Annotated in this window: 26 protein-coding genes; 19 read left to right on the forward strand and 7 right to left on the reverse strand. The window is 70.3% G+C overall.

The genetic code is table 11. The annotated features are described in order from the left end of the window. The 7 genes from AFL01nite_RS12260 (at position 1) to AFL01nite_RS12285 (ending at position 6,103) form a co-directional block, all read left to right on the forward strand. On the forward strand, positions 1 to 930 hold the full coding sequence (locus AFL01nite_RS12260) for a F0F1 ATP synthase subunit gamma (RefSeq protein WP_146827976.1): 930 nt from the start codon (positions 1 to 3) through the stop codon (positions 928 to 930). 10 nt (positions 931 to 940) lie between these two features. Then, positions 941 to 2,395, forward strand: coding sequence for a F0F1 ATP synthase subunit beta (atpD, locus tag AFL01nite_RS12265; RefSeq protein ID WP_146827977.1), 1,455 nt, complete (start codon positions 941 to 943; stop codon positions 2,393 to 2,395). Between the two features lie 11 nt (positions 2,396 to 2,406). Beyond that, positions 2,407 to 2,778 (forward strand): F0F1 ATP synthase subunit epsilon, encoded by a 372-nt coding sequence (locus tag AFL01nite_RS12270; protein WP_146827978.1) that lies wholly within the window; start codon positions 2,407 to 2,409, stop codon positions 2,776 to 2,778. A 23-nt stretch (positions 2,779 to 2,801) separates the two neighbouring features. Beyond that, complete coding sequence (locus tag AFL01nite_RS12275) at positions 2,802 to 3,248, forward strand: DUF2550 domain-containing protein (RefSeq protein ID WP_146827979.1); 447 nt, start codon at positions 2,802 to 2,804, stop codon at positions 3,246 to 3,248. 61 nt (positions 3,249 to 3,309) lie between these two features. Then, on the forward strand, positions 3,310 to 3,435 hold the full coding sequence (locus tag AFL01nite_RS15730) for a hypothetical protein (RefSeq protein ID WP_281285737.1): 126 nt from the start codon (positions 3,310 to 3,312) through the stop codon (positions 3,433 to 3,435). A gap of 31 nt (positions 3,436 to 3,466) precedes the next feature. Continuing rightward, positions 3,467 to 4,048 (forward strand): cob(I)yrinic acid a,c-diamide adenosyltransferase, encoded by a 582-nt coding sequence (locus AFL01nite_RS12280; RefSeq protein WP_146827980.1) that lies wholly within the window; start codon positions 3,467 to 3,469, stop codon positions 4,046 to 4,048. 69 nt (positions 4,049 to 4,117) lie between these two features. Then, positions 4,118 to 6,103 carry an ethylmalonyl-CoA mutase gene (locus tag AFL01nite_RS12285; protein WP_146827981.1) on the forward strand — a complete coding sequence of 662 codons (1,986 nt, stop codon included), beginning with the start codon at positions 4,118 to 4,120 and terminating at the stop codon, positions 6,101 to 6,103. A 93-nt stretch (positions 6,104 to 6,196) separates the two neighbouring features. On the opposite strand, the gene AFL01nite_RS12290 is transcribed toward AFL01nite_RS12285, so the two are convergent. Next, positions 6,197 to 6,367: a hypothetical protein gene (locus tag AFL01nite_RS12290; RefSeq protein ID WP_246119705.1), complete on the reverse strand. Its 171-nt coding sequence runs from the start codon at positions 6,365 to 6,367 to the stop codon at positions 6,197 to 6,199. 82 nt (positions 6,368 to 6,449) lie between these two features. On the opposite strand from AFL01nite_RS12290, the gene AFL01nite_RS12295 reads away from it, so the two are divergent. Beyond that, positions 6,450 to 6,974, forward strand: coding sequence for a ferritin (locus AFL01nite_RS12295; protein WP_146827983.1), 525 nt, complete (start codon positions 6,450 to 6,452; stop codon positions 6,972 to 6,974). 3 nt (positions 6,975 to 6,977) lie between these two features. Then, a complete protein-coding gene (locus AFL01nite_RS12300) occupies positions 6,978 to 7,916 on the forward strand; it encodes an endonuclease/exonuclease/phosphatase family protein (protein WP_146827984.1) in 939 nt (312 codons plus the stop codon). A gap of 7 nt (positions 7,917 to 7,923) precedes the next feature. On the opposite strand, the gene nucS is transcribed toward AFL01nite_RS12300, so the two are convergent. Together nucS and AFL01nite_RS12310 are read right to left on the reverse strand one after the other, a co-directional pair. Further along, the gene (gene nucS / locus AFL01nite_RS12305) at positions 7,924 to 8,601 is read right to left on the reverse strand and encodes an endonuclease NucS (protein ID WP_146827985.1); all 678 of its coding nucleotides are present in this window, start codon (positions 8,599 to 8,601) and stop codon (positions 7,924 to 7,926) included. Further along, positions 8,598 to 8,966, reverse strand: coding sequence for a hypothetical protein (locus AFL01nite_RS12310; protein ID WP_146827986.1), 369 nt, complete (start codon positions 8,964 to 8,966; stop codon positions 8,598 to 8,600). The genes nucS and AFL01nite_RS12310 overlap by 4 nt, the downstream gene beginning before the upstream one ends. Before the next feature lie 95 nt (positions 8,967 to 9,061). Between AFL01nite_RS12310 and AFL01nite_RS12315 the strand changes: the two genes are divergently transcribed. The 3 genes from AFL01nite_RS12315 to AFL01nite_RS12325 are packed head-to-tail and all read left to right on the forward strand — an operon-like array spanning position 9,062 to position 11,386. Beyond that, positions 9,062 to 10,252, forward strand: a complete 1,191-nt coding sequence (locus tag AFL01nite_RS12315) for a 3-hydroxyacyl-CoA dehydrogenase NAD-binding domain-containing protein (protein ID WP_146827987.1) — start codon at positions 9,062 to 9,064, stop codon at positions 10,250 to 10,252. Positions 10,253 to 10,302: 50 nt separating this feature from the next. Beyond that, positions 10,303 to 10,578, forward strand: a complete 276-nt coding sequence (locus AFL01nite_RS12320; protein ID WP_146827988.1) for an Rv1322 family protein — start codon at positions 10,303 to 10,305, stop codon at positions 10,576 to 10,578. Between the two features lie 28 nt (positions 10,579 to 10,606). Then, positions 10,607 to 11,386, forward strand: coding sequence for an alpha/beta hydrolase (locus AFL01nite_RS12325; RefSeq protein ID WP_146827989.1), 780 nt, complete (start codon positions 10,607 to 10,609; stop codon positions 11,384 to 11,386). A gap of 3 nt (positions 11,387 to 11,389) precedes the next feature. Here the strand turns inward: AFL01nite_RS12325 and AFL01nite_RS12330 are convergent, their stop codons facing one another. The 3 genes from AFL01nite_RS12330 to mce all read right to left on the reverse strand — a co-directional run bounded on the left by AFL01nite_RS12330 (position 11,390) and on the right by mce (position 14,332). Next, a complete protein-coding gene (locus AFL01nite_RS12330; protein ID WP_146827990.1) occupies positions 11,390 to 12,433 on the reverse strand; it encodes an acyltransferase family protein in 1,044 nt (347 codons plus the stop codon). Positions 12,434 to 12,446: 13 nt separating this feature from the next. Further along, positions 12,447 to 13,784 carry a crotonyl-CoA carboxylase/reductase gene (gene ccrA, locus AFL01nite_RS12335; RefSeq protein ID WP_186813939.1) on the reverse strand — a complete coding sequence of 446 codons (1,338 nt, stop codon included), beginning with the start codon at positions 13,782 to 13,784 and terminating at the stop codon, positions 12,447 to 12,449. 101 nt (positions 13,785 to 13,885) lie between these two features. Beyond that, positions 13,886 to 14,332, reverse strand: coding sequence for a methylmalonyl-CoA epimerase (gene mce / locus AFL01nite_RS12340; protein ID WP_146827991.1), 447 nt, complete (start codon positions 14,330 to 14,332; stop codon positions 13,886 to 13,888). Between the two features lie 67 nt (positions 14,333 to 14,399). On the opposite strand from mce, the gene AFL01nite_RS12345 reads away from it, so the two are divergent. From AFL01nite_RS12345 to AFL01nite_RS12365, 6 genes are all read left to right on the forward strand, one after another. Next, entirely contained in the window at positions 14,400 to 14,825 is a 426-nt protein-coding gene (locus AFL01nite_RS12345) for a pyridoxamine 5'-phosphate oxidase family protein (protein ID WP_146827992.1), read from the forward strand. 73 nt (positions 14,826 to 14,898) lie between these two features. Next, positions 14,899 to 16,092: an acetyl-CoA C-acetyltransferase gene (locus tag AFL01nite_RS12350; RefSeq protein ID WP_146827993.1), complete on the forward strand. Its 1,194-nt coding sequence runs from the start codon at positions 14,899 to 14,901 to the stop codon at positions 16,090 to 16,092. 23 nt (positions 16,093 to 16,115) lie between these two features. Continuing rightward, positions 16,116 to 17,069 carry a methylmalonyl Co-A mutase-associated GTPase MeaB gene (gene meaB / locus AFL01nite_RS12355; protein ID WP_146827994.1) on the forward strand — a complete coding sequence of 318 codons (954 nt, stop codon included), beginning with the start codon at positions 16,116 to 16,118 and terminating at the stop codon, positions 17,067 to 17,069. A 76-nt stretch (positions 17,070 to 17,145) separates the two neighbouring features. Next, positions 17,146 to 17,301: a hypothetical protein gene (locus AFL01nite_RS15355; protein WP_186813940.1), complete on the forward strand. Its 156-nt coding sequence runs from the start codon at positions 17,146 to 17,148 to the stop codon at positions 17,299 to 17,301. 7 nt (positions 17,302 to 17,308) lie between these two features. Continuing rightward, positions 17,309 to 17,968: a PH domain-containing protein gene (locus tag AFL01nite_RS12360; protein ID WP_246119706.1), complete on the forward strand. Its 660-nt coding sequence runs from the start codon at positions 17,309 to 17,311 to the stop codon at positions 17,966 to 17,968. A 22-nt stretch (positions 17,969 to 17,990) separates the two neighbouring features. Continuing rightward, entirely contained in the window at positions 17,991 to 18,902 is a 912-nt protein-coding gene (locus AFL01nite_RS12365; RefSeq protein WP_146827995.1) for a tetratricopeptide repeat protein, read from the forward strand. Positions 18,903 to 18,938: 36 nt separating this feature from the next. Here AFL01nite_RS12365 and AFL01nite_RS15500 read toward each other — a convergent pair whose 3' ends face one another. Beyond that, positions 18,939 to 19,853: an NUDIX hydrolase gene (locus AFL01nite_RS15500; RefSeq protein WP_222593518.1), complete on the reverse strand. Its 915-nt coding sequence runs from the start codon at positions 19,851 to 19,853 to the stop codon at positions 18,939 to 18,941. A gap of 15 nt (positions 19,854 to 19,868) precedes the next feature. Between AFL01nite_RS15500 and AFL01nite_RS12375 the strand changes: the two genes are divergently transcribed. Next, complete coding sequence (locus AFL01nite_RS12375; protein WP_146827996.1) at positions 19,869 to 20,354, forward strand: GNAT family N-acetyltransferase; 486 nt, start codon at positions 19,869 to 19,871, stop codon at positions 20,352 to 20,354. The last annotated feature ends 35 nt before the right edge of the window (positions 20,355 to 20,389 follow it).

Below are 20,389 nucleotides of genomic sequence, written 5' to 3' on the forward strand. Positions count from 1 at the left end.
ATGGCTGTCTCACTCCGTGAGTACCGCGCGAAGATCAGGTCGACCCAGTCGACCAAGAAGATCACGCGCGCGATGGAGTTGATCGCCGCGTCGCGGATCATCAAGGCTCAGCAGCACGCGGCCGCGGCCGCACCGTACGCGCGTGAACTCACGCGTGCGGTGTCGGCCCTGGCCACGTACTCCAACGTCGACCACGTGCTGACCACCGAGAACCCGGACGCGAAGCGTGCGGCGATCCTCGTGATCGCCAGCGACCGTGGCCTGGCCGGTGCGTACGCCTCGAGCGTGCTGAAGGAGACCGAGCAGCTCGCCGAGCGCCTCCGCGGGGAGGGCAAGGAGGTCACGTACTTCCTGGCCGGCCGCAAGGCCGAGACGTACTTCAACTTCCGCCAGCGGGAGTTCGAGAAGTCGTGGACCGGCTTCTCGGACAAGCCCACGTACGACGACGCGCGCGCCATGGGCGACGCGCTGATCGCCCGTGGCGGTCACATGGACGACGCCGACGAGGACGCCGAGGACCTGCCCGTCATCGACGAGCTGTTCGTGGTCTACACGCGCTTCAAGTCGATGCTCGTGCAGGAGCCGACGGCCATCCGGCTGTTCCCGCTCGAGATCGTCGAGGGCGAGGAGGCCCCGGAGGACGCGGAGGTGCTGCCGCTCTACGAGTTCGAGCCCAGTGCCGCCGAGGTCCTCGAGGCGGTCCTGCCCAAGTACCTCTACAGCCGCATCTACTCCTGCCTGCTGCAGGCGGCCGCCTCCGAGCTGGCCGCGCGTCAGAAGGCCATGAAGTCCGCGACCGACAACGCGCAGGACCTGATCGAGAAGTACACCCGACTGGCGAACCAGGCTCGCCAGGCCGGCATCACCCAAGAAATCAGCGAGATCGTGGGTGGCGCGAACGCGCTCGCCGAGGCCTCCGCGTCCGATTGAGGAAGACACCATGACTGCAACCGTCGAAGAGACCACCAACGACTCGGCCGCCGTGACCGGCCGCGTCGCCCGCGTCATCGGCCCGGTGCTCGACATCGAGTTCCCGGCCGACCAGATGCCGGAGATCTACAACGCCCTGCTGGTCGACACCGAGGTCGCCGGCACCAAGGAGACGCTGACCCTCGAGGTCGCGCAGCACATCGGCGACGGCATGGTCCGCGCGATCAGCCTGCGTCCCACCGACGGCGTCGTCCGCGGCACCCCCGTCACCGACACCGGCGAGCCGATCTCGGTTCCCGTCGGCGACCAGACGCTCGGCAAGGTCTTCAACACCACCGGCCAGGTCATGAACCTCGCCGAGGGTGAGACCTGGGACGTCCAGGAGCGCTGGGGCATCCACCGCAAGGCTCCGGCCTTCGACCAGCTCGAGTCCAAGACCGAGATGTTCCAGACCGGCATCAAGGTCATCGACCTGCTGACGCCGTACGTGCTCGGCGGCAAGATCGGCCTCTTCGGTGGTGCCGGCGTCGGCAAGACCGTGCTGATCCAGGAGATGATCGCCCGCGTCGCCAAGGACCACGACGGCGTGTCGGTGTTCGCCGGCGTCGGCGAGCGCACCCGCGAGGGCAACGACCTCATCGTCGAGATGGAGGAGTCGGGCGTCCTCGACAAGGTGGCGCTGGTCTTCGGCCAGATGGACGAGCCGCCGGGAGCCCGCCTGCGCGTGGCCCTGTCCGCCCTGACGATGGCGGAGTACTTCCGCGACGTCCAGGGTCAGGACGTGCTGCTGTTCATCGACAACATCTTCCGGTTCACGCAGGCCGGCTCGGAGGTCTCGACCCTGCTGGGTCGCGTCCCCTCGGCCGTGGGCTACCAGCCCACGCTGGCCGACGAGATGGGCGTGCTGCAGGAGCGGATCACCTCGACGCGTGGTCACTCGATCACCTCGATGCAGGCGATCTACGTGCCCGCCGACGACTACACCGACCCGGCTCCGGCCACGACGTTCGCCCACCTGGACGCCACCACCGAGCTGAGCCGTGAGATCGCCTCGCTGGGCATCTACCCGGCCGTCGACCCGCTGACGTCGACCTCGCGCATCCTGGACCCGCGGTACATCGCCGCGGACCACTACGCGACGGCCAACCGGGTCAAGGGCATCCTGCAGCGCAACCAGGAGCTCCAGGACATCATCGCGATCCTCGGTGTCGACGAGCTCAGCGAAGAGGACAAGACGATCGTCTCGCGCGCCCGTCGCATCCAGCGCTTCCTGTCGCAGAACACCTACGTGGCCAAGCAGTTCACCGGCATCGAGGGTTCGACCGTCCCGCTCGACGAGACGATCGACGCCTTCACCAAGATCTGCAACGGCGAGTACGACCACGTGGCCGAGCAGGCGTTCTTCATGTGCGGCGGTCTGGACGACGTCGACAAGAAGTGGGCCGAGATCCAGAAGAACCTCTGAGGGCCACGGACATGACACTGCAGATCGAGCTCGTCGCCGCCGACCGCGTCGTGTGGTCGGGTGAGGCCCGTGAGGTCATCGCCCGCACCGCCGAGGGCGACATCGGCGTGCTCACCGGCCATGCGCCGCTGCTGTCCCTGCTGGTTCCCGGCGTGGTCGAGATCTTCCCGGTCGACGGTGACACCGTCCGCGCCGCGGTCAGCGAGGGCTTCATCTCGGTTGCCGCGGACCGGGTCTCGATCCTGTCCGAGGACACCTTCCTGGCCGACGAGGTCGACGAGTCGGCCCTGACCGCCGAGCTCGAGAAGGCCCGCTCGTCCGACGACGAGGCCGCGGTCCGCCGCGCCGAGGCGAAGCTGCGCCTCATCGGCAAGGCTTCCTGATGGTGATCGCGGGGGAGTGATCGATGCCGCTGTGGTTGTGGCTGGTCGACTCCCTCGCGATCATCGTCGTCCTGGGCTTCCTGCTCGTGGGCGCGATCGTCGCCCGTCGTCGCTGGATCGCCCGCCAGGGTGTCTCCTTCGAGCTGAGCGTCAACCGCAGCGCCGAGCACTCGGCCGCCGGGTGGGTGCTGGGCGTCGCGGTCTACGGCGACGAGGACATCACCTGGTACCGCACGTTCTCCTTCTCCCCGAGGCCCCGGCACCGCTTCGTCCGGGGGCGCGTCCTGATCGAGGGCCGGCGCGACCCTGAGGGCGCCGAGGCCTACGCGCTGCACGACGGACACATCGTCGTGCGCACCGAGAACGCCGACGGCATCGAGCAGTTCGCCCTCAGTCCCAACTCCCTGACCGGCCTGCTGTCCTGGCTCGAGTCCTCGCCGCCGGGACGCGGCGTCAACAACGTCCTGTGAACATCGGACCGGTTCGTCCGTTTCGCTTGCCGCGTGAGCGCACACCCGCCACACTGTTCCCATGAAGAAGATCATCGCCGCGACCCTCCTGGCCCTCGCTGTCGCCGCCGGCACGGTCGCCTCGCCCGCCAACGCCGACGACACCTCCTCCGCCAAGGTCCGCGTTCACCTCATCGACTGGATGTGACCCCGCGGGGCACGCGCCCTAGGGTGAACCCATGGTTCACCTGACGAAGATCTACACCCGCACCGGCGACGACGGCACGACGAACCTCGTCGACTTCTCCCGGACGTCCAAGAACGACCTGCGCCTGGTGGTCTACGCCGACGTCGACGAGGCCAACAGCCACATCGGCGTCGCTCTCGCGACCGGCGAGCTGGACGCCGACGTCGCCGGCGTGCTGACGCACATCCAGAACGACCTGTTCGACCTCGGCTCCGACGTGGGCAACCCGGTCGTCGCCGAGCCCGAGTACGAGCCGCTGCGCGTCGAGCCCGACTACGTCGAGCGGCTCGAGCAGTGGTGCGACCGGTTCAACGCCGAGACGCCCAAGCTCGACTCGTTCATCCTGCCCGGCGGCACGCCGGCCGCGGCTCAGCTGCACGTCGCCCGCACGGTGGTGCGTCGCGCCGAGCGCGCCGCGTGGAAGGCGATCGAGGAGCACGGCGACTCCGTGAACGTGCTCGTCGCGAAGTACCTGAACCGGCTCAGCGACCTGCTGTTCATCCTCGGCCGCTACGCCAATCGTGAGCGCGGCGACGTGCTGTGGGTGCCGGGCGGAGACCGCACCGGGGCCTGAGTCCGGGCCCGTCCGTCCGGGTGAGGTGGCCCACGTTCGGCCACCCCTACCGGGCGGTACCCTAGGCCCATGTCAGTGCAGCCTGATCGCCCGTGGGTGATGCGAACCTACGCCGGCCACAGCTCCGCAGCCGAGTCCAACGCCCTCTACCGGCGCAACCTCGCGAAGGGCCAGACCGGCTTGTCGGTCGCCTTCGACCTCCCGACCCAGACGGGGTACGACCCCGATCACGTGCTGTCGCGCGGTGAGGTCGGCAAGGTCGGCGTCCCGATCCCGCACCTGGGCGCGATGCGCCGTCTCTTCGAGGACATCCCGCTGTCGGAGATGAACACCTCGATGACGATCAACGCCACGGCGATGTGGCTGCTGGCGATGTACCAGGTCGCCGCCGAGGAGCAGGGCGTCGATCCGTCGGCGCTCGCCGGCACGACCCAGAACGACATCATCAAGGAGTACCTCTCGCGGGGGACGTACGTCTTCCCGCCCGAGGCGTCGCTGCGGCTGACGACCGACATGATCGCCTACACGGTCTCCACGATCCCGAAGTGGAACCCGCTGAACATCTGCAGCTACCACCTGCAGGAGGCCGGCGCGACGCCCGTGCAGGAGCTGGCGTTCGCCATGAGCACGGCCATCGCGGTGCTCGACGCGGTCAAGGACTCGGGCCAGGTCCCCGACGACCAGTTCGAGCAGGTCGTGGGCCGCATCTCCTTCTTCGTCAACGCGGGTGTCCGCTTCGTCGAGGAGATGTGCAAGATGCGCGCCTTCGGCCGGCTGTGGGAGGAGATCACCCGCGACCGCTACGGCGTCACCGACCCGAAGATGCGCCGCTTCCGCTACGGCGTGCAGGTCAACTCCCTGGGCCTGACCGAGGCCCAGCCCGAGAACAACGTCCAGCGCATCGTGCTGGAGATGCTCGGCGTCACGCTGAGCAAGGACGCCCGCGCCCGCGCCGTGCAGCTGCCGGCCTGGAACGAGGCCCTGGGCCTGCCCCGTCCGTGGGACCAGCAGTGGTCGCTGCGCCTGCAGCAGGTGCTGGCGTTCGAGTCCGACCTGCTCGAGTACGGCGACATCTTCGACGGGTCGCACGTCATCGAGGCCAAGGTCACCGAGCTCGTCGAGGGTGCGAAGGCCGAGATCGACCGGGTGCAGGCGATGGGCGGAGCGGTCGCGGCCGTGGTGTCGGGCTACATGAAGCAGGAGCTGGTCACCTCGCACGCCGAGCGCCGCGCCCGCATCGAGTCCGGTGAGATGAAGGTCGTCGGCCTGAACTGCTACACCGAGACCGAGCCGTCGCCGCTGACCGCCGACCTGGACGCCGCGATCATGGTCGCCGACCCGAAGGCCGAGGCCAACGCGATCGCCGACGTCCAGCAGTGGCGCGACGAGCGCGACCAGGCCGCCGTCGACGCGGCGCTCGAGGCGCTGCAGCAGCGCGCCAAGACAGACGAGAACCTGATGGCCGCGACGCTCGACGCGGTGCGCGCCGGCGCCACCGTGGGGGAGTGGGCCGGAGCGCTGCGCGAGGTGTTCGGCGAGTACCGGGCGCCCACGGGCGTGGCAGGGGTGAGTGGCGTGGCCGAGGCAGGATCCGAGCTGACCGCGGTGCGCGAGAAGGTGCGCCAGACCGGCGAGGAGCTGGGCGGCCGCCTGCGCTTCCTCGTGGGCAAGCCGGGCCTGGACGGGCACTCCAACGGCGCCGAGCAGGTCGCCGTGCGCGCGCGCGACGCCGGCTTCGAGGTGATCTACCAGGGCATCCGACTGACGCCCGAGCAGATCGTCGCGGCCGCCGTCGCCGAGGACGTCCACGTCGTGGGTCTGTCGATCCTGTCCGGCTCGCACATGGAGCTCGTGCCCGACGTCCAGAAGGGCCTGGCCGACGCCGGCCTGACGAACGTGCCGGTCATCGTGGGCGGGATCATCCCCGACTCCGACGGTCGCAAGCTGGAGGCCGCGGGCATCGCCGCGGTCTTCACGCCCAAGGACTTCGGCATGACCGACATCATGGGCCGCGTCGTCGACGAGATCCGCAAGGCCAACGACCTGCCGGTCTGAGGTCCGTCGACGGCGCGCGAAGGCTCGCCTGCCCTTCGTGGATTCGGCGCGCCCGGACCCCTAGGCTCGGCGTGATCGAAGCAGTCGAAGTGATCAGGCGGCCATCGGCTTGGCCTTGGTCTTGGAGGACTTCGAGGACTTCTTCTTGTCCTTGTCCTTCTTCTTGACCTTGACCAGCTTGCGCTTCTTGACGGTGTAGCCGTCGGGGAGGGTGCCCTCGGCCATCATGCGAATCGGGCAGCGCTTGCAGCGCGGCTTGCTCACGCAGCACTTCTTCTTCGGCGGCTTCGGCACATTGACCACGGTACAGCCGCAAGGTGAGGCTGGCCTCACCGAAGGAGGAGAGATGGCTTCCGAGAAGTTCGTGAAGGCCCTGCAGGACCAGATCGGTCACGAGTTCGGCGCGCATCAGCAGTACGTCGGCATCGCCACGTACTACGACGCGCTGACGATGCCCCAGATGGCGGCGCTGTTCTACGCGCAGGCGGTCGAGGAGCGCGACCACGCGATGATGATGATCCAGTACCTGCTCGACCAGGACCAGCCGATCGTCATCCCCGCCCTGGCCGCCCCGCGGGTCACCTTCGCCGACGTCGTCGAGCCCGTGCAGGTCGCCCTCGAGCAGGAGAAGCGCGTCACGAGCCAGATCAACGAGCTCACGCGCATCGCCCGCGACGACAACGACTTCGCGTCCGACCAGTTCATGCAGTGGTTCATCAAGGAGCAGGTCGAGGAGGTCGCCAAGATGAGCGACCTGCTGGCCGTGGTGACCCGCTCGAAGGACGACTACGAGCGCATCGAGGACTGGATCGCGCGCGAGGAGACCGGCGAGGGCTCCGACCCGACCGCACCGCCGATCGCAGGCGCCTGACGCGTGAGGGTCGTCCGGGCGCTGCTGACCGTCGCCGCGGTGGTGCTGCTGCTCCTCGCGGCGACGCCGTGGGTCGACCGCATCGACCCCTCGTGGCTGCCGCCGGTCCAGGCGCTGGGTCGGCTCTGGATCGCCCTGGCGCTGCTGGGTGTCGTGCTGAGCGTGCTGACGCGCGCCTGGCTGGCCGGCGGCGCGAACGCGGTCGCGATCGCGGTGGCGCTGGTGACGATCGTCAACGTCAGCAACCGGCCCGACTGCGACGCCGGCGAGGCGCGGGTGGCGGTGATGACCGTCAACGCCTACTTCGGCGAGGCCGACGTCGAGCAGCTCTCCACGGCGATCCAGCGCCACGACATCGACGTGCTGGTCGTGACGGAGGCCACGGAGCCGATGATCGCCTCGCTGCTGCGCACGGACGCCGGGAAGCGGTTCGTCCACCGCAGCGGCCAGACCGTCGAGGGCCGGGAGGCCGACGGCACCGTGATCCTCTCGCGGGATCGGGCCCGTCGGGTCGACGTGCCGGCCGGCGAGGCGGAGACGTTCCAGCAGCCCGCCATGTCCGTCGACGTCGACGGTGCGAACGTCCTCGTCCGCGCCGTCCATCCCGTGCCGCCGGTCGACACCTGGCTGCCGGACTGGCGTCAGGGCCTGCTCGACCTGGGGGAGTGGCAGCGCACCCAGCGCGGACGACCGCTCGTGATGGCGGGCGACTTCAACGCCTCCTCCGCGCACGCGGCGTTCCGCGACGCCAAGCGCGGCATGTACGACACCGCGGGCTGGTGGCCGTCGGCGACGTGGCCGATGGACCGCAGCCACCCGCCGTTCGCCGACATCGACCATGTCCTCGTGCGCGGGCTGAGCGTCAGGGCCGCCGGCACCGAGGACATCGAGGGCACCGACCACCGCGCCGTCTGGGCCGACCTGCGCGTCTGCCGCCGCTAGCCGGAGGTCAGAAGAGGCGCAGGCTCGGGTCGTCGAGGCCGCGCAGCTCGTCGTAGTCGACGACGACGCAGTCGATGCCGCGGTCCTTCGCCAGGGTGCGGGCCTGCGGCCTGATCTCCTGGGCGGCGAAGATGCCGCGCACGGGGCGCAGCTTCGGGTCGCGGTTCATCAGCTCGAGGTAGCGGGTCAGCTGCTCGACGCCGTCGATGTCGCCGCGGCGCTTGATCTCGACGGCCACGGAAGCCCCACCGGCGTCGCGGCACAGCAGGTCGACCGGGCCGATCGCGGTCATGTACTCGCGCCGGACCAGGGACATCCCGTCCTCGATCGTCGCGGTGTGCTCGGCCAGCAGCTCCTGCAGGTGCTTCTCGACGCCGTCCTTCTGCAGGCCCGGGTCGACCCCGAGCTCGTGCTCGGAGTCGTGCAGGACCTCCTCCAGCCGGATGCGCAGGGTGTCGTCGGTCTTCTTCGCCGTGACGGTCCACTCGGGGACGCCGTCCTCGGCGATCCCCTCGCGCAGCGTGCACGGCGGGCTCATCCAGTTGAGCGGCTTGTAGGAGCCGCCGTCGGCGTGGACCAGCACCGAGCCGTCGGACTTCACCATGATCACCCGCAGCGCGAGCGGCAGGTGGGCCGTCAGCCGACCGGCGTAGTCGACCTGGCAGCGGGCGACGACGATCCTCACAGGCGCTCGAGCATCCCGAGCTTGAAGTTGAGCGTCTCGCCGGAGATCTCACCCTCGGTGGTCTCGCCGTCATCGCCGTCGAGGAAGACGATGCCGTCCTCGACGCGGTACGCGCCCCGGCGGAAGTCGACGTTGCCCTCGAAGTCCTCGGTGTACGTGCCGTCCTCGGCGAAGTGCACCGTCCAGTCGGCGTCGTCGGCACGCCACGAGCCCACCAGCGCGGCGCGCGGATCGTCGGACGGCACGGTCGCGCTGGGCGTGGCCGTGGTCGGATCCGCGGGGGTCGCGGGCTCGTCCTTGGCGCATCCGGCCAGGGCGGCCACCAGGACTGTCGCGACGGCCGTCGCAACCAGACGTGAGGACATGGGACTCCCATCGAGACATCGGTGCTGTCACGCTACCCTTTCACGAACGCTCGCCGGGAAGCAGCACCGGCCTGCCCAGCCAGAAGGAGAATTTGATGGCGGAGATCGTGGATCGCATCACGGCCGACGACGAGGGTGGCCGGATCGCCCGGACACTGCTCTTCCCCTACCTGAACCACGCCGCCACGATGTACGGCGACGGCTACGCCACGGCCGCCGACATCGATGCCGGCATGCGCTTCGGCTGCGGCTACCCGATCGGCCCGCTGGCCCTCGTGGACGCGCTCGGCGCCAAGACCGTCGTCGACGGCCTGAACGAGCAGTTCGCCCAGACCGGCGACCCGCTGCACCAGCCCGCTCCCGCCCTGGTCGAGGTCGCGGACTCGGGCGCCGCCTTCACGGGTGAGGGCGCCGACGGCACCCCCGTCCCCACCGTCAAGCGCCCCGTCAGCTCGGTCGGCGTCGTCGGCACCGGCACGATGGCCTCGGGCATCGCCCAGGTCTTCGCCCAGGCCGGCTACGACGTCGTCTACGTCGGCCGCTCGCAGGAGAAGCTCGACGGCGTCGTCGGCTACGTGACGAAGAACCTCGACCGCGCCGTCGCCAAGGGCAAGCTGGACGAGGCCGGCAAGGACGCCGTCCTCGCGCGGCTCACCGGCGCCACCGAGCGTGAGGCCCTCGCCGACGTCGACCTCGTCGTCGAGGCGATCGCCGAGGACCTCGACATCAAGCTCGAGCTCTTCCGTGACCTCGACCGGATCTGCAAGCCCGGCGCCATCTTGGCCACGACGACCTCGTCGCTGTCCATCCGCGCCTGCGCCGACGCCACGGCCCGCCCGGCCGACGTCATCGGCATGCACTTCTTCAACCCCGCGCCGGTCATGAAGCTCGTCGAGGTCGTCACGACCGAGGCCACCGATCCCGACGTCGACGAGACGGTCCGTGCGCTCTGCCTGGCCACGGGCAAGCACCCGGTCTCGTGCGGCGACCGCGCCGGCTTCATCGTCAACGCGCTGCTGTTCCCGTACCTGAACGACGCGATCAAGCTGCAGGAGTCCGGCGCCGCCTCGATGGAGACCATCGACACGGCGATGAAGGAGACCAAGCTGCCGATGGGTCCGTTCGAGCTGCTCGACGTGGTCGGCAACGACGTGTCGCTGGCGATCCAGGAGACGCTCGTCGGCGCGTTCGGCCACGAGGGCTGGCAGCCGGCCGAGTCGCTCAAGCAGGTCGTCGCCGAGGGCAGGCTCGGTCGCAAGACCAAGGCGGGCTTCCACACCTACTGAGCCGCCCACGCCTCATCAGCCGCATGGCCCCGATCGGTACGATCGGGGCCATGTCGCGTCGTAAGGCTGCTGCCGCCCGGGCAGCCCGGCGCGAGCCCCCGGCCCAGCGCGAGGAGCTCGTGCGCCGACGCTCCGGTGACTTCTGGCAGCGGTTCATCACCGGCGCCACGTCGAGCAACCCGTACCGGTGCCCGGGGTGCGACCAGCTGATCCCGCCCGCGACGCCGCACTACGTGGTGTGGCCCGACGTGCCGAGCCTGCTGGAGACCGCCGGCATCAACGAACGACGGCACTGGCACCGGGCCTGCTGGCAGCGGCAGTCCTGACGTCGGCCCGCTCGGGCAGGATGGTGCCGTGAAGAAGATCACCGGCTCCTCGGTCCTGCCCGCACGTCGTGAGGACATCGAGCTCACGACCGCCGACGGCCTGACGCTGGTGGGCGAGCTGGCGCTGCCCGCCGACCGCGCCCCGGTCGCCACGATGATCTGCCTGCATCCGTTGCCCACACACGGGGGGATGATGGACAGCCAGGTCTTCCGCAAGGCGGCCCACCGACTGCCCGCCCTCGCCGACATCGCGGTGCTGCGCTTCAACACGCGCGGCACCGAGAGCGTGCGGGGACGCAGCGAGGGCGAGTTCGATCAGGCGGTGGGGGAGCGGTTCGACGTCGCCGCCGCGATCGAGTACGCCGAGTTCGCCGAACTGCCGAACCTGTGGATCGTCGGCTGGTCGTTCGGCACCGACCTGGCCCTGATGTACGGACTGGAGCCCGACGTCGCCGGCGCGATCCTGCTGTCGCCACCGCTGAGGTTCAGTGCGCCCGAGCACCTCGCCGCGTGGGCGCAGGACGGCCGCCCGCTGACCGCGCTGGTGCCGGAGTTCGACGACTACCTGCGTCCGGCGGAGGCCCGCGAGCGCTTCGCGGCCGTGCCGCAGGCCGAGGTCGTCGCCGTCGACGGCGCCAAGCACCTCTGGGTCGGCGACACCGAGCGCGTGCTCGACGAGATCGTCGCGCGGCTGAACCCCGCCGTCGCCCTGCCGTTGCCGCGGGAGTGGGACGGACCGATGGAGCGAGCCGACTCCTCGGCGTACGCCGACCGCACCACCGCGGTCTTCAAGGACAAGCCGCGCTGATCCTCAGGCGGCGGTGTCCGCGGCCCCCCGGGCGCGCGTCACGAGGACGTGCAGCGCCTGCTCCAGCGGTCCACGCCGGAACCGCACGAACCACGCACCGGCCACGGCCAGGGCGATGACCACGGTCCAGGCGGCGAGCGCTCCCGAGCCCTCTTCCAGGGCGGGATCGATCCCGATCGCGACGGCGTACGCCACGAGGTGCGCGACGTAGAGCGTCAGCGTCATCCGGCCCACCGCCTCGAGGGGGCGGAGCAGGCCGCGGGCGTGCGGCGTGAGCAGCAGCGAGGCGGCCAGCACTCCGAGGCAGATCGCCAGGGCGGACGCGGCCTCCAGCGGGTTGACGGACCGGTGGTCGGACCGGAGCGCTTGCGTGAGGATCGCCTCGCCGAACAGGTCCTTCAGGCGGAGGCGGTCACTGAGGTCGAGCGCGAACGCGTGCAGGGCGATACCGGTCCCGAGCCCCACCACGACCAGACCGGCCAGCACCGAGGCGCGCAGGCGCAGGCGGCCGAGCCCGAGGCCGACGAGCAGGAATCCGGTCCACTGCCCGGCGGGGTAGGGCTGGCCCACGAGGAGCTCGCCGACGGGATCGCTCGCGAGCTCGGGGAGCTCGCGCGCTGCGAGCGCCACGAGCAATGGACCACCCAGCGCGAGCGCCGTGCCCACGGCCAGCGTCGGCAGCGGCCCGCTGTGCAGCAGCGGCAGGGCCAGGACGAAGAAGACGGCGTAGGACGTGAGGATGACGGCGACGGGCGTGCCGAGGGCCGTCAGGGCGGCGCCGAGCCCGGCCAGCACGGCCGACCTCGCGAGGACGGCGAGGCGGTCGTCGGCCCTCCGGCGTCTCGCGTGCGGCGTCGGGCCGCCGGTGGACAGGGCCAGGGAGAAGCCGGCGACCACGACGAACAGCACCGCCGCGCGGCCGTCGCCGACATGGTGCCAGGACGCAGCGACGCCCGGATCGAAGTCGATCCGGGCGTCGAGGTGGGCGACCACCATGCCGATCAGCGCGAGTCCGCGGGCGACGTCCAGCCCGCGGACTCGCGTCATCGGCGGTGACTGATCAGATGCCGCGGAAGCGGTTGATCTCCGCCAGGTGCTTGGCGCGCTTCTCCTCGTCGGAGACGCCCAGGCCCTCCTCCGGGGCCAGCGCGAGCACGCCGACCTTGCCCTGGTGCTTGTTGTGGTGCACGTCGAGCGCGGCCTGGCCGGTGTCCTCGAGCTTGTACACCTTCGACACGGTCGGGTGGATGAGGCCCTTGTCGATCAGGCGGTTGGCCTCGTAGGCCTCCCGGTAGTTCGCGAAGTGCGAGCTCTTGATGTTCTTCAGGTTCATCCACAGGTAGCGGTTGTCGTACTGGTGCATGTAGCCCGAGGTCGACGCGCAGGTGATGATCGTGCCGCCCTTGCGCGCGACGTAGACGCTGGCGCCGAACGTCTCGCGACCCGGGTGCTCGAAGACGATGTCGGGATCCTCGCCACCGGTGAGCTCGCGGATCTTCTTGCCGAAGCGCTTCCACTCCGACGGGTCCTGGGTGTTCTCGTCCTTCCAGAACTTGTAGCCCTCGGCCGAGCGGTCGATGATGTGCTCGGCGCCGAGCGAGCGCACGATCTCGGCCTTCTCGGGGCTGGAGACGACGCACACCGGAATGGCGCCGCCGGTGAGGGCCATCTGCGTGGCGTAGGAGCCCAGGCCACCCGAGGCGCCCCAGATCAGGACGACGTCGCCCTGCTTCATGTTGGCGCCGTTCTTGCTCACCAGCTGGCGGTAGGCGGTGGAGTTGACCAAGCCGGGGGAGGCGGCCTCCTCCCACGTCAGGTGGGCGGGCTTCGGCATGAGCTGGTTCGACTTGACGATCGCGAGCTCGGCGAGGCCGCCGAAGTTCGTCTCGAAGCCCCAGATGCGCTGCTGGGGGTCCATCATCGTGTCGTCGTGGCCGTCGGGGCTCTCGAGCTCGACCGAGAGGCAGTGTGCGACGACCTCCTGGCCGGCCTTCCAGGCGTTGACGCCCGGGCCCGTGCGCAGCACGACGCCGGCGAGGTCGGACCCGACCACGTGGTAGGGCAGGTCGTGGCGCTTGGAGTACTCCGAGAGCTTGCCGTAGCGCTCGAGGAAGCCGAACGTCGAGACCGGCTCGAAGATCGAGGTCCAGACGGTGTTGTAGTTGATCGCGCTGGCCATGACGGCGACGAGGGCCTCACCCGGAGCGAGCTCGGGCAGCGGCACGTCGTCCAGGTGCAGGCTCTTGCGGGGGTCCTTGTCCTTGGTGGCGATCCCCTCGAACATCTTCTCCTCGTCCTTGTGGACGGTGATGCCCCGGTAGGTCTGGGGCAGTTCGAGGTTCTGGTACGTCTCGGCGGAGCGGTCGCCGGACATGATGGCGTCGAGGATGTGCTGCACAGGGGGTCCTTCGCGTCGGTGAGGCCAGAGTGGTCTGCGGAGATGTTACTGGCGGGAAACATGTCCCGCGAGCCGGGAGCGGGGTGAGCCCGCGACCGCGATCAGTGGGAGGCGGCGGGTTGCACCAGTTCGACCAGTACGCCGCCGGCGTCCTTCGGGTGAACGAAGTTGACGCGGCTGTCGGACGTGCCCCGCTTCGGGGTGTCGTACAGCAGGCGCACGCCGCGGTCGCGCAGGGTGGTGGAGACCGCGTCGATGTCGGTGACACGGTACGCCAACTGCTGGATGCCCGGACCGTTGCGGTCGAGGAACTTGGCGATCGTGGACTCGGCGCTCAGCGGCGCGAGCAGCTGGATGCAGGAGCCGGAGTCGCCGACGGCGAGCATCGCCTCGCGGACGCCCTGCTCCTCGTTGACCTCCTCGTGGATCGATTCGAGACCGAAGACACGCGAGTAGAACTCGATCGCGTCGTCGAGGTCGGGGACGGCGATGCCGACGTGGTCGATGGCAGTGAGCAGGTGGCCCGGAACGAGCGTGTCGCTGGTCATGCCGCGCAGCCTAGTACGGGTCCTTCGGCCCTTTCGCATGGACCGCTCGCGGGGTCACCATGGGGGTATGGACACCACCGCGATCACCGAACTGACCGGGAACGAGCCCTGGGACTTCATCAGCGACCACACCTTCGGACGGCTCGGCCTGACCATCCTGGGTCAGCCGGAGATCTTCCCCGTCAACTACACGGTGGCGGGCCGCTCGATCGTCTTCCGCACCGCCGAGGGCACCAAGCTCATGGGCGTGCTGCTGGAGAGCCGCGTGGCCTTCGAGGTCGACGAGGTGGCCGAGGGCGGCGCGACGAGCGTCGTGGTCAAGGGAACGGCCCGCAAGATCGAGACCGAGGCCGAGCTCGAGGAGCTCGACCTGGAGGACCTGCACTCGTGGGTGCCGACCCTGAAGTACAACCTCGTCGTCATCGACGTGGACGAGATCTCGGGCCGCCGATTCCGCTTCGGTCCCGAGCCGGACCTGACGCCTGTGATGTAGGGCACGCCCGGTCGGGGGTGATCGTCCCCGCGGGTACAGTGACCCCAACGCACGCACCGAAGGAGCACGTTCCATGACCACTTCCGTCATCGTCGCCGGAGCCCGGACCCCCATCGGTCGCCTCCAGGGCGGCCTCAAGACGCTGTCCGGTTCCGATCTCGGCGGCATCGCCATCAAGGGCGCGCTCGAGCGTGCCGGAGTCAACGGCGACCAGGTCGACTACGTGATCATGGGCCAGGTCCTCGGCGCCGGCGCGGGCCAGGTCCCGGCCCGTCAGGCCGCGTTCAAGGGCGGCATCCCGCTCGACGTCCCGGCGCTCACGATCAACAAGGTGTGCCTGTCGGGCATCAACGCGATCGCGCTGGCCGACCAGCTGATCCGCGCCGGCGAGTACGACGTCGTCGTCGCCGGCGGCCAGGAGTCGATGACCCAGGCCCCGCACCTGCTGACGGGCTCGCGCGACGGCCACAAGTACGGCAAGGTCACGATGCTCGACCACATGGAGTACGACGGCCTGTGGGACGCGCTGACCGACCAGGCGATGGGCTCGCTCACCGAGCAGCGCAACGCCACCACCGACACGCTCACGCGTGAGGCGCAGGACGCGTTCGGCGCCCGGTCGCACCAGCTCGCCGCCGCAGCGCAGAAGAACGGCGTGTTCGACGACGAGATCGTCCCCGTCGAGATCCCGCAGCGCAAGGGCGATCCGGTCGTCGTCTCCACCGACGAGGGCGTCCGTGGCGACACCACCGGCGAGTCGCTGGGCCGCCTGCGCCCCGCGTTCTCCAAGGAGGGCACGATCACGGCCGGCACCGCCAGCCAGATCTCCGACGGCGCCTGCGCCGTGGTCGTCATGAGCAAGGCGAAGGCCGAGGAGCTCGGCCTCACCTGGCTCGCCGAGATCGGCGCCCACGGCAACGTGTCCGGTCCCGACTCGACGCTGCAGGAGCAGCCGGCCAACGCGATCCTGAAGGCCGCCGAGAAGGAGGGCATCGCTGCCTCCGACATCGACCTGTTCGAGCTCAACGAGGCCTTCGCGGCCGTGGGCATCGTCTCGGCCGAGAAGCTCGGCGTCAGCGAGGACAAGGTCAACGTCAACGGCGGCGCGATCGCGCTCGGTCACCCGATCGGCATGAGCGGCGCCCGCATCGTGCTGCACCTGGCGCTGGAGCTCCAGCGTCGCGGCGGCGGCACCGGTGCCGCGGCCCTGTGCGGCGGCGGTGGCCAGGGCGACGCCCTGATCATCCGCGTCCCGCAGCAGGCCTGATCGGCCACCGCGAAGCTGCGGAGTTGAACCACAGGACCGTCGACGTCGCCGACCTGGTCTCGCGGGCGCAAGCCGGCGAGGCCAGGTCGGTGGCACGTCTGATCACGTTGGTCGAGACCGAGTCCGACCACCTGCGCGAGGTCAGCGCCGCCCTGGCGCCGCTGGTCGGGAACGCGCACGTCATCGGCCTCACCGGCTCGCCCGGCGTCGGCAAGTCGACCACCACCTCGGCGCTCGTCACCGAGCTGCGCGCCCGCGGGCGCCGCGTCGGGGTGCTCGCGGTCGATCCGACCTCGCCGTTCAGCGGGGGCGCCCTGCTGGGCGATCGCGTGCGGATGCAGGACCACGCCACCGACCCCGACGTCTACATCCGCTCGATGGCCAGCCGCGGTCACCTCGGCGGCCTGTCGTGGGCGACGCCCCAGGCCATCCGCGTCCTCGACGCGGCGGGGTGCGACGTCGTGCTGCTCGAGACCGTCGGCGTCGGGCAGTCCGAGGTCGAGGTCGCCGGGCTGGCCGACACCACCGTCGTGCTGCTCGCGCCCGGGATGGGCGACGGCATCCAGGCGGCGAAGGCCGGGATCCTCGAGATCGGCGACGTCTTCTGCGTCAACAAGGCTGACCGTGACGGCGCCACCACGACCCGGCGCGAGCTGCGCACCATGCTGTCGATGTCGGATCGTCACGACGGGTGGAAGCGGCCCATCGACCTGACCGTCGCCACCGAGGGCACGGGCGTCCCCGAACTCGTCGACCACCTCCAGCAGCACGCCGCGCACCTGCGCACCTCCGGCGAGCTGGCGCGCCGCCGCACCGACCGCCTGCGTCGCGAGATCCAGGCGATCGCGCTCGACCAGGTCCGGCGCCGGTTCGTCATCGACGGCGGGGGAGAGCTCGACACCCTCGCCCTGCGGGCCCTCGCGGGCGACATCGACCCCTTCTCCGCGGCCGACGTGTTACTCGCGGGGCTGGAGTGAAAATTGTTGCAACGACGCTGAAATTCGCCGGTCGCGCCTCCCGGGGATGATCCCCGCGGTTCGAAACAATCGGGTCGTGGTCAAAAAGATCCTGATCGTCTTCCTGGTGGGCTTCGCGCTCTACTCCCTCTTCAGCACGCCCGCGGACGCGGCGTCGGCCGTCCGGAGCGCGTTCGACGCGACGATCGAGGCCTTCGGACAGGTCGGGGTGTTCGTGTCCGAGTTGGCCTGAGGTCGCCATGAGCGGACCTCCGGGCATCGAGTCGGCGCCGCCGCCGGTCCTGATGCGGTTCTGGTGGCGACTGCGCGAGCCGTTCCCCGACCCGCAGAACCACGTCAAGCTCCACCGGCGACTCAATCCGCGCAGCGGCGAGCGCGTCCTGCAGATCGTTCCCAAGCACGTCGCCGTGTACTGGCCGCTGCCGGCCGCGATCGTGGCATCCCTCGGAGCCCTGCTGGTCCTGATGGTGCACTGGACCTCCCCGCTCGCCCAGCTGTTCTGGTACCTCTCGCTCGGCGTGGTGGCGATGGCCGCCGTACGCGCCTACATCGAGTGGCGGGACGTGTTCGTCGTGACCAACTGGCGCGTGGTGCGGCTCAGCGGCGTGCTGACGTCCCGGGTCGCGACGATGCCCATCAACCGCATCCTCGACATGACGATGACGCGCCCCCTGCTGGGCCGGCTCGTGGGCTACGGGCACTTCGTGTTCGAGTCGGCCGCCCAGGAGCAAGGCCTGCGCGAGATCAAGTTCGTGCCCGACATCCTCGCGGTCGACCGCCAGATCAACAACGCCGTGAACAAGGAGAATCGCCGCCGCGAGCAGATGATGTCGTCGCGACGGCGGCCGGACGACGATGACGGCGACGAGGAACGCACCGAGCCGATCCGCGGGCTGTGACCCTCCTTCCTAGACTGTCGCCATGAGCTTTTCCCAGCCCGGTGCCTTCGACCTGTCCTCCTTGGCCCAGCCCCGCCCCGCGGGCGGCGCCGCTCCGACCGCCGACGGCGCGGTCTACGTGATCGACGCGACGGAGGCCGACTTCCAGCAGGTCGTCGAGTCGTCGATGCGCCACCTCGTGGTGCTCAGCCTGTGGTCGCCGCGCTCGCAGCCGAGCGTGCAGTTCAACGAGCAGCTCGCGCGGGCCACGTCCGCGTACGGGGGAGCGCTGCAGCTGGCGCGGGTCGACGTCGACGCCAACCCCGGGATCGCCCAGGCGCTGCAGGCCCAGTCCGTGCCGCTGGTCGTGGGCCTGGTCCAGGGCCAGCCCGTCCCGCTGTTCCAGGGCGCGGTCGACGACACCGAGGTCAAGCGCTTCTTCGACGAGCTCGTGCGCCTGGCCCAGCAGAACGGCCTCACTGGTCGCGCCCAGCCGTCCGGCTCGGCCGGCCCCGCGGCGGAGGAGCCGCAGGAGCCCGAGGACGACCCGCGCTTCGCCGTGGCCGACGAGGCCTACGGGCGGGGCGACTTCGACGCCGCCGTCACCGAGTACGAGAAGCTGCTCGCCCAGGCGCCTGGCGACGCCGAGGTCATCGAGCGGCTCGCCGCCACGAAGCTCTACGCCCGCGTCGCCGGCGCCGACCTGCAGTCGGCCCGTCAGGCCGCCGCGGACGCGCCCGACGACGTCGACGCCCAGCTCCTCGTGGCCGACCTCGACGTCACGGGCGGGCACGTCGAGGACGCCTTCCTGCGACTGATCGACCTGGTCAAGCGCACCGCCGGCGACGAGCGCGAGCGGGTGCGCACCCACCTGGTCGACCTCTTCACCGTCGTCGGGCTCAGCGACCCGCGCGTCGCGCTGGCGCGCCGCTCGCTCGCCGCCGCGCTGTTCTGAGCGGGCGTCGGTTCACCACGGGACCGTGGTGAACCGTCAGTCCGGCTGGCGGGGCGCCTCGCGGTAGGCCGGCAGGGGAGCGTCGGCCAGCGACTCGAGCAGTTCGATGGTGGCCAGGGTGGCGCGCTCGCGCACCGTGTCCATGTCGCACCAGTGGACCGCGGCGATCTCGGAGCGCTGCAACACCATCTGGTCGACGAGGTCCGCATCGACGACGCCGAGGTCGAACACGAACAGGCAGGCGTCGTCCCATCGGCTCCACGGCGGCAGCCAGTTCATCGTGACGAGGCCGTCGATCTCGACAGTCAGGCCCAGCTCCTCCTCGAGCTCGCGGACCAGGCCGGTCGCGGGGCTCTCGTTCACCTCGACGACGCCGCCGGGCAGGTCCCACTGGCGCTTGTACGTCAGCTCGCACAGCAGCACGCGGCCGTCGCGGTCGCGCAGGACGCCCTGGCCGATCACGCGCTTGCGGGGGAGCCCGGCGTTGAGGATGGCGACGAAGCCGTCGCGGCTCGTGGCGGGCGGGTCGTCGACGATCCGCGCCAGCATCACCTGGTCGACGTCGCCGTCGGCCCCGCGCGCCACGCCCTCGCGGCGCAGGCCGGCGATGGAGGCGGCGCGCATGCCGTGGGTGTCGATCGTCGGCACGCGGGCCTCGACGCGGGTCCACCCGAGGGTCTCGAAGGCGTACTCCACGGCGAGCCGGAGCGCGCGACTGGTGACCATCGGACCCGGGCCCGACGAGAAGCTCCAGCGCAGCGAGCCGAGCCGGCGGCCGGCCTGGCCCGGGCCGTGCTGGAGGGCGACCGTGCCGATCCGCTCGCCGCCCTGGATCACGGCGAACCCGTCGAGGTCGTCGGTGCCGGAGGTCGGCTCCAGCACGAGGTCGTCGTCGCGCAGGACGGGAAGGGCGGCGGGGTCGGTCACCCGGCCGACGTTACCCGGCCGCATGATGCAATCGTGCCCATGACCGATCCGCGGATCCGCCCCGCCGCCCCCGACGACGTGACGGCGATGGTGCGCCTCGTCCACGACCTCGCCGCGTACGAACGAGCCCCCGAGCAGTGCGTCCTGACCGACGAGATGCTGCACGAGCGACTCTTCGGCGAGCGCCCGGCGCTGTTCGCGGACGTGGCCGAGGTCGACGGTGCGGTCGTCGGGCTGGCGATCTGGTTCCTCAACTTCTCCACGTGGGACGGCGTCCACGGGATCTACCTCGAGGACCTCTTCATCGACCCGGCCCACCGCGGTGCGGGACTCGGCCATGCGCTGCTCGCGCAGCTGGCCCGGCGCTGCGTCGAGCACGGGTACAGCCGGCTGCAGTGGCAGGTGCTCGACTGGAACGAGCCGTCGATCGCGTTCTACCGCTCGCTCGGGGCCGTCGACCTGGCGGACTGGCGCACCTACCGACTGTCCGGCGACCCCCTGAAGGCGCTGGGCTCGGTGTCCTGACGCTGTCCTATGCTCGGCGCAACCCACACAGGAGG

Origin of the sequence: Aeromicrobium flavum (assembly GCF_007992115.1) — a bacterium.
In the GTDB taxonomy this organism is placed as follows: Bacteria; Actinomycetota; Actinomycetes; order Propionibacteriales; family Nocardioidaceae; genus Aeromicrobium; species Aeromicrobium flavum.

Bases quoted from the DNA above. Each gene is read 5' to 3' on its own strand.
- AFL01nite_RS12260 (WP_146827976.1), top strand. From the start codon at position 1: ATGGCTGTCTCACTCCGTGAGTACCGCGCGAAGATCAGGTCGACCCAG.
- atpD (WP_146827977.1), top strand. From the start codon at position 941: ATGACTGCAACCGTCGAAGAGACCACCAACGACTCGGCCGCCGTGACC.
- AFL01nite_RS12270 (WP_146827978.1), top strand. From the start codon at position 2,407: ATGACACTGCAGATCGAGCTCGTCGCCGCCGACCGCGTCGTGTGGTCG.
- AFL01nite_RS12275 (WP_146827979.1), top strand. From the start codon at position 2,802: ATGCCGCTGTGGTTGTGGCTGGTCGACTCCCTCGCGATCATCGTCGTC.
- AFL01nite_RS15730 (WP_281285737.1), top strand. From the start codon at position 3,310: ATGAAGAAGATCATCGCCGCGACCCTCCTGGCCCTCGCTGTCGCCGCC.
- AFL01nite_RS12280 (WP_146827980.1), top strand. From the start codon at position 3,467: ATGGTTCACCTGACGAAGATCTACACCCGCACCGGCGACGACGGCACG.
- AFL01nite_RS12285 (WP_146827981.1), top strand. From the start codon at position 4,118: ATGTCAGTGCAGCCTGATCGCCCGTGGGTGATGCGAACCTACGCCGGC.
- AFL01nite_RS12295 (WP_146827983.1), top strand. From the start codon at position 6,450: ATGGCTTCCGAGAAGTTCGTGAAGGCCCTGCAGGACCAGATCGGTCAC.
- AFL01nite_RS12310 (WP_146827986.1), bottom strand. From the start codon at position 8,966: ATGTCCTCACGTCTGGTTGCGACGGCCGTCGCGACAGTCCTGGTGGCC.
- AFL01nite_RS12315 (WP_146827987.1), top strand. From the start codon at position 9,062: ATGGCGGAGATCGTGGATCGCATCACGGCCGACGACGAGGGTGGCCGG.
- AFL01nite_RS12320 (WP_146827988.1), top strand. From the start codon at position 10,303: ATGTCGCGTCGTAAGGCTGCTGCCGCCCGGGCAGCCCGGCGCGAGCCC.
- AFL01nite_RS12330 (WP_146827990.1), bottom strand. From the start codon at position 12,433: ATGACGCGAGTCCGCGGGCTGGACGTCGCCCGCGGACTCGCGCTGATC.
- mce (WP_146827991.1), bottom strand. From the start codon at position 14,332: ATGACCAGCGACACGCTCGTTCCGGGCCACCTGCTCACTGCCATCGAC.
- AFL01nite_RS12345 (WP_146827992.1), top strand. From the start codon at position 14,400: ATGGACACCACCGCGATCACCGAACTGACCGGGAACGAGCCCTGGGAC.
- AFL01nite_RS12350 (WP_146827993.1), top strand. From the start codon at position 14,899: ATGACCACTTCCGTCATCGTCGCCGGAGCCCGGACCCCCATCGGTCGC.
- AFL01nite_RS12360 (WP_246119706.1), top strand. From the start codon at position 17,309: ATGAGCGGACCTCCGGGCATCGAGTCGGCGCCGCCGCCGGTCCTGATG.
- AFL01nite_RS12365 (WP_146827995.1), top strand. From the start codon at position 17,991: ATGAGCTTTTCCCAGCCCGGTGCCTTCGACCTGTCCTCCTTGGCCCAG.
- AFL01nite_RS15500 (WP_222593518.1), bottom strand. From the start codon at position 19,853: ATGCGGCCGGGTAACGTCGGCCGGGTGACCGACCCCGCCGCCCTTCCC.
- AFL01nite_RS12375 (WP_146827996.1), top strand. From the start codon at position 19,869: ATGACCGATCCGCGGATCCGCCCCGCCGCCCCCGACGACGTGACGGCG.